The following is a 5,233-nucleotide window of genomic DNA, read 5'->3' on the forward strand; positions in this document are numbered from 1 at the left end:
TCGCATCACGGGGATGATCGTCTCCCCAAGCGACGGCCCCTTCCCGAGGGGGGAAGGGTGGCACGAGCGCTCCGCTCGGCGATGGCCGCGTGGCAGCCGTGGCTGTCGTAGGCGCCATCGGCCGATACCTGGGCGATCTCGCCTTCGATCTAGTCGAGCAGACCGGGCAGGATCTCGCTGTCGCTCCACTCGGCCGTGGTCACTTCAATGCAGATGAGGTCCTTGGCAGTTTCGTCTACGGCCAAGTGGATCTTGCGCCAGGTGCGCCGCTTGCCCACCCCGTGCTGGCGCACCGTCCCACGGTCGGCGTTGCACAGCCGACCGGCTGCAGCGGCGTGAAGCGGTGCTTCACGAAACCCCGCTTCCGCCCATTCGCCTTCACCGACAATCTTCAGCCCGGTCGAATCAATCACCACATGCGTCGGTCCCGGGCGCGGCCGGCGCGGAATCTGTACCGAAAGCTCTGCTGCCCGTCGCGACATATAGCTGTGGTCCGGTACCGGCAAATCCAGGTGGCACAGGCGCATCAGCGACCTCACCAAGCCTTCCGTCGCCCGGTAAGGCAACTGGAACAGTCCCTTGATCGTCAGGCACGTCTGGAGGGCGATCTCCGAGTACCGCCCAGGGGTGCCGCGCCCCACCGGCGGCGGAGGCGTCCAGCTGTCCCGAAGGCTTTCATCGTCGAACCAGATCGTCAGATTGCCGCGATTGACCAGCGCTCGGTCGTACTCCGACCAATTCGTCACCCGATACCGCTGCTTTACGCCCACCTCGCCCGTGTCCGGGTTCACCCGCATGGCCATCTCGCACCTCTTCTTGCCGCCAGACCCGGAACTTCGGGGTTCATGCCAATATACTACACCAACGCCCATTTTGACTCAAGCAATGGAGCGAGTTCGCCGGAAAGTGCCTTTCTGCCGGCCATGAGCGGAGTCCACTCCCTGAATCTGGATCTATTGCAGGTGCTCGGTAGGAGAACAGAAAGCCACCATTGCCAAAATGAGAATTGCTGTTCTTCCTTGGGGCATAGTAATTAATACCTGCTCTAACGTGTGTTAATCTCTTGGTCAACTGGACTGGGCCGCCCGCAAGCGGCGCTTGCGGGTTCACCGGGCGTTTCACGCTCCGGCAGCCTGTAGCTGGCTCCGCATCATCCACCGAAGGGAACAGATGACGATGAAACGTGTATTGCTCGCTGCACTCACCTTCACCCTCGCCTTGGGCTTCAATGCCTTGGTCATGGCCCAGACCTCAGATCCGCTTCCATCCTGGAACGATGGCAAGGCCAAGCAATCCGTCATCGAGTTTGTCTCGAAGGTGACCACGAGAGCCTCCCCGGACTTTGTGCCGCCCGCCGAGCGCATCGCCACCTTCGACAATGATGGAACGCTGTGGACGGAGCAGCCGATGTATACCCAGCTCGCCTTCGCACTGGACAGGGTGAAGGCGCTGGCATCCCAGCACCCGGAGTGGAACACCACCCAGCCCTTCAAGGCGGTGCTCGACAATGACTTCGATACCCTGGCGGCGTTGGGCGAGAAGGGCTTGGTCGAGCTGGTCATGGCCACGCATACCGGGATGAGTACCGCGGAGTTCGAGGCGATCGTGAAGGAGTGGCTTGGCAAGGCCCGTCACCCGCGTTTCAAACGGCCCTACACCGAGCTTGTCTACCAGCCGATGCTCGAGCTCCTGAAGTATCTGCGCGCCAACGGCTTCAAGACCTACATCGTCTCCGGCGGTGGGGTGGAGTTCATGCGGCCGATGACCGATTCGGTTTACGGCATTCCGCCCGAGCAAGTGATCGGATCCAGCATCAAGACCCAGTATCAAATGAAGGACGGCACGCCGGTATTGATCCGGCTTCCACAGATCGATTTCATCGACGACAAGACCGGCAAGCCCGTCGGTATAAACAAGTTCATCGGCAGGCGACCGATCGCGGCGTTCGGAAACTCCGCCGGGGACCGCGAGATGCTGGAGTGGACCGGTGCCGGTGGCGGCGCGCGGCTGATGATGCTCGTCCTCCATGATGACGCTGGGAGGGAGTATGCATATGGCCCTGCCAACGGCCTGCCGGACACCAAGTTCGGCACTTTCCCCTCTACGTTGATGCAAGAAGCGGGAGAGAGGGGGTGGGTCGTCATCAGCATGGAGAAAGACTGGAAACGGGTCTTCGTCTTCGAGAGATGACCAGACGTCCGATGCGATAAGCTTTTAAACGGTATTCCAAACGTAATACAGGAGGTCGAAATGCAAAGAATCACGGCATTGATTGCGGGAATTCTCTTCACGTTGATAGCGATGGCCCCGAGTCTTGGCAACGCACAGTCGAGGCCCAACATCCTATTTATTGTCTCCGACGACACCGGTTACGGCGATCTCGGACCTTACGGCGGCGGTGAGGGACGCGGCATGCCCACGCCCAACATCGACCGTATGGCCGCCGAGGGCATGACGTTCTTTTCCTTCTACGCTCAGCCGAGCTGCACGCCCGGCCGCGCGGCGATGCAGACTGGACGCATTCCGAACCGAAGCGGCATGACGACGGTCGCTTTCCAGGGACAGGGCGGCGGCCTGCCCGCTGCGGAGTGGACCTTGGCGTCCGTGCTCAAGAAGGGCGGCTACCAGACCTACTTCACCGGCAAGTGGCACCTCGGTGAAGCCGACTACGCGCTACCGAACGCGCAGGGTTATGACGAAATGAAGTACGTCGGGCTGTATCACCTGAACGCCTACACCTACGGCGACCCGACCTGGTTTCCGGACATGGATCCGGAGCTGCGGGCGATGTTCAACAAAGTGACAATTGGCGCGCTGTCCGGCAAGGCCGGCGAGAAGCTGAAGGAGGACTTCAAGATCAACGGCCAGTACGTCGACGAGCCGGGCAAGCCCGTCACGCTGCATGGCGTGACTTACCCCGACGGCGTGGTCGGTATTCCATTTTTCGACGGATACGTCGAAAAGGCAGCGCTCGAGTTCCTTGACACGGCAGCCAAGAATCCCGGCAAGCCGTTCTTCATCAATGTCAACTTCATGAAGGTGCATCAGCCGAACCTGCCGGCGCCCGAGTTCCAGTACAAATCGCTGTCGAAGAGCAAGTACGCCGACTCAGTCGTCGAGCTCGACACGCGCATCGGCCGAATCATGGATAAGCTGCGGGCGCTCGGCCTCGACAAGAACACGCTGGTGTTCTACACGACCGACAACGGTGCCTGGCAGGACGTCTATCCGGACGCCGGCTACACACCGTTCCGCGGCACCAAGGGCACGGTGCGAGAAGGCGGCAACCGCGTGCCCGCGATAGCGGTCATGCCCGGCAAGATCAAGCCGGGCACCCGCAATCACGACATCGTGGGCGGTCTCGACCTGATGGCAACCTTCGCCAGCCTGGGCGGCGTCCAGTTGCCGAAGAACGATCGGGAAGGCAAGCCGATCATCTTCGACAGCTACGACATGACGTCGGTCCTGTTCGGAACCGGTAAGTCAGCCCGCAAGTCCTGGTTTTACTTCACTGAGGATGAACTGAGCCCGGGCGCCGCGCGTGTCGGTAATTACAAAGCGGTGTTCAACCTGCGCGGCGACAACGGGCAACCGACTGGCGGCCTGGCGGTCGACAGCAACCTCGGCTGGAAGGGCCCAGAGAAGTACGTCGCGACTGCGCCGCAGGTATTTGACCTGTGGGCCGACCCACAGGAGCGCTATGACATCTTCATGAACAACTTTACCGAGCGGACCTGGACGATGGTCACGATCAGCGAGGCGATCCAGAATCTGATGAAGACGTACGTGCAATACCCGCCGCGCAAGCTGCAGAGCATGACTTACACGGGCCCGATCACGATATCGAACTACCAGAAGTTCCAGTGGGTCCGTGAGCAGTTGCAGAAGGAAGGCGTCAGCATTCCGCTGCCGGTAGGGAACTGAAACCCCCAGCAAGCGCACGGAACATGGTCTTCCGTGAGCCAGCTAACATCCGCATGCACCTGACCGGCTAAAGCGGGCTTGGCCCGCTTTAGCCGGCAAGTGATGCGGGGCGTTGGGCGTCTTGAGGCTCCCCTTTAGGCTGCAAGGGATTCATCAGTGTCAAGGATCTGGCTTGCGTCTGGTGAATAATTGGTCGAAGACCGTGGAGATTCTGCGATGACTTACTCTGGACAGTGTTTATGTGGCGGGATTCGCTATGAACTCTCGGGGGAGCCACAGGTCGTTGCGTTATGCCATTGCAGCGACTGCCGACGAAGTGCAGGCGCGCCGATGGTGGCATGGGCGATGTTTCCTGAAACCGCCTTGACGCTGAAGAAAGGGCAGCCGAAGACTATCAACTCGTCAGGTACCGCTATGCGCAGCTTCTGCGCTGACTGTGGAAGCGGGTTGTTCTACCGGAATGCAGCCGCGCTTCCAGGAATTGTCGACGTGCAGTCCTCGACTCTCGACCATCCTGAGGCGCTACCGCCGACAGTGCAAATACAGACGGCCGAGCGGCTCGACTGGATGAAGCATGTTCATGAGCTTCCTGAATTCGAGAGATTCCCAACGTAGACCAGAGATGATGCCCAACCCGTCGCTCTTGGCGACCGGCCGCATCAAGCCGAGTCCGTTGCCTCGGCTTCTACAAGGGCTACAAGGGCTTCCCCAAAAAGCAAGGGCCAAGGAGGGTTTTTTTAGTTCATCACTGTTTCCTGGTTTGATTCGTCATTGACTGCGTTTGTTGATCGGGAAGATGGCGGACTGCGAAACTACAACCGGTCATGTTGGGCCGTTGGCCCGGACCCGGATGAAAGACGTGCGCCGGGGCCTCAATCGTTAGTCGGGAAGTGCTGCTTCCCCTGGAGTTGATCAGGCACTCCCGGCGCGGGTCCAACCCGCTTCACATCAACGCGTGCATTGCATCGGTGATTCGTTGCCGGCGACGACCGGCATGGGGGTTCCTTCCTTCTGCTGACGCTTTTTGTGGGGTCGGCTGACCTCGGCCGCGCCGGGTCTCGTCCGGAAATCCTCGCCGTATTTCAACACCGCCCACGCCAGCCGGGCGTTCTTGGCTGCGATCGCCCCGGAAATACTGTATGCCCTGTGGCTTTACGCGACGCTGGAAGGTATCGGCAGTGCCCGAACCATCACCCGGCTGACGCAGGCGCAGGATGCATACCGGTGGATCCGGGGTGGTGTGTAGGTCAACTCTCACACCCTGGCCGACTTTCGCTGTCACCATGGCGACAGAGGTGGCCCCGTTTGT

General features: G+C 60.4%; 3 protein-coding genes and 2 pseudogenes. 4 read left to right on the plus strand and 1 reads right to left on the minus strand.

What is annotated here, in order from left to right; all coding sequences use genetic code 11:
- Positions 1–803: pseudogene (locus tag AW06_RS18920) on the minus strand (IS5 family transposase); the annotation flags it as partial.
- A gap of 436 nt (positions 804–1,239) precedes the next feature.
- On the opposite strand from AW06_RS18920, the gene AW06_RS18925 reads away from it, so the two are divergent.
- The 4 genes and pseudogenes from AW06_RS18925 to AW06_RS21280 all read left to right on the plus strand — a co-directional run.
- A complete protein-coding gene (locus AW06_RS18925; protein WP_273704906.1) occupies positions 1,240–2,190 on the plus strand; it encodes an HAD family hydrolase in 951 nt (316 codons plus the stop codon).
- 111 nt (positions 2,191–2,301) lie between these two features.
- Positions 2,302–3,924 (plus strand): arylsulfatase, encoded by a 1,623-nt coding sequence (locus tag AW06_RS18930; RefSeq protein ID WP_246149205.1) that lies wholly within the window; start codon positions 2,302–2,304, stop codon positions 3,922–3,924.
- 216 nt (positions 3,925–4,140) lie between these two features.
- Entirely contained in the window at positions 4,141–4,539 is a 399-nt protein-coding gene (locus tag AW06_RS18935; protein ID WP_034953513.1) for a GFA family protein, read from the plus strand.
- A gap of 499 nt (positions 4,540–5,038) precedes the next feature.
- Positions 5,039–5,167, plus strand: a pseudogene (locus AW06_RS21280) (IS5/IS1182 family transposase); the annotation flags it as partial.
- Positions 5,168–5,233 lie beyond the last annotated feature (66 nt).

The organism is Candidatus Accumulibacter cognatus, assembly GCF_000584975.1.
Lineage (GTDB): Bacteria > Pseudomonadota > Gammaproteobacteria > Burkholderiales > Rhodocyclaceae > Accumulibacter > Accumulibacter cognatus.

Bases quoted from the DNA above. Each gene is read 5' to 3' on its own strand.
- AW06_RS18925 (WP_273704906.1), top strand. From the start codon at position 1,240: ATGGCCCAGACCTCAGATCCGCTTCCATCCTGGAACGATGGCAAGGCC.
- AW06_RS18930 (WP_246149205.1), top strand. From the start codon at position 2,302: ATGGCCCCGAGTCTTGGCAACGCACAGTCGAGGCCCAACATCCTATTT.
- AW06_RS18935 (WP_034953513.1), top strand. From the start codon at position 4,141: ATGACTTACTCTGGACAGTGTTTATGTGGCGGGATTCGCTATGAACTC.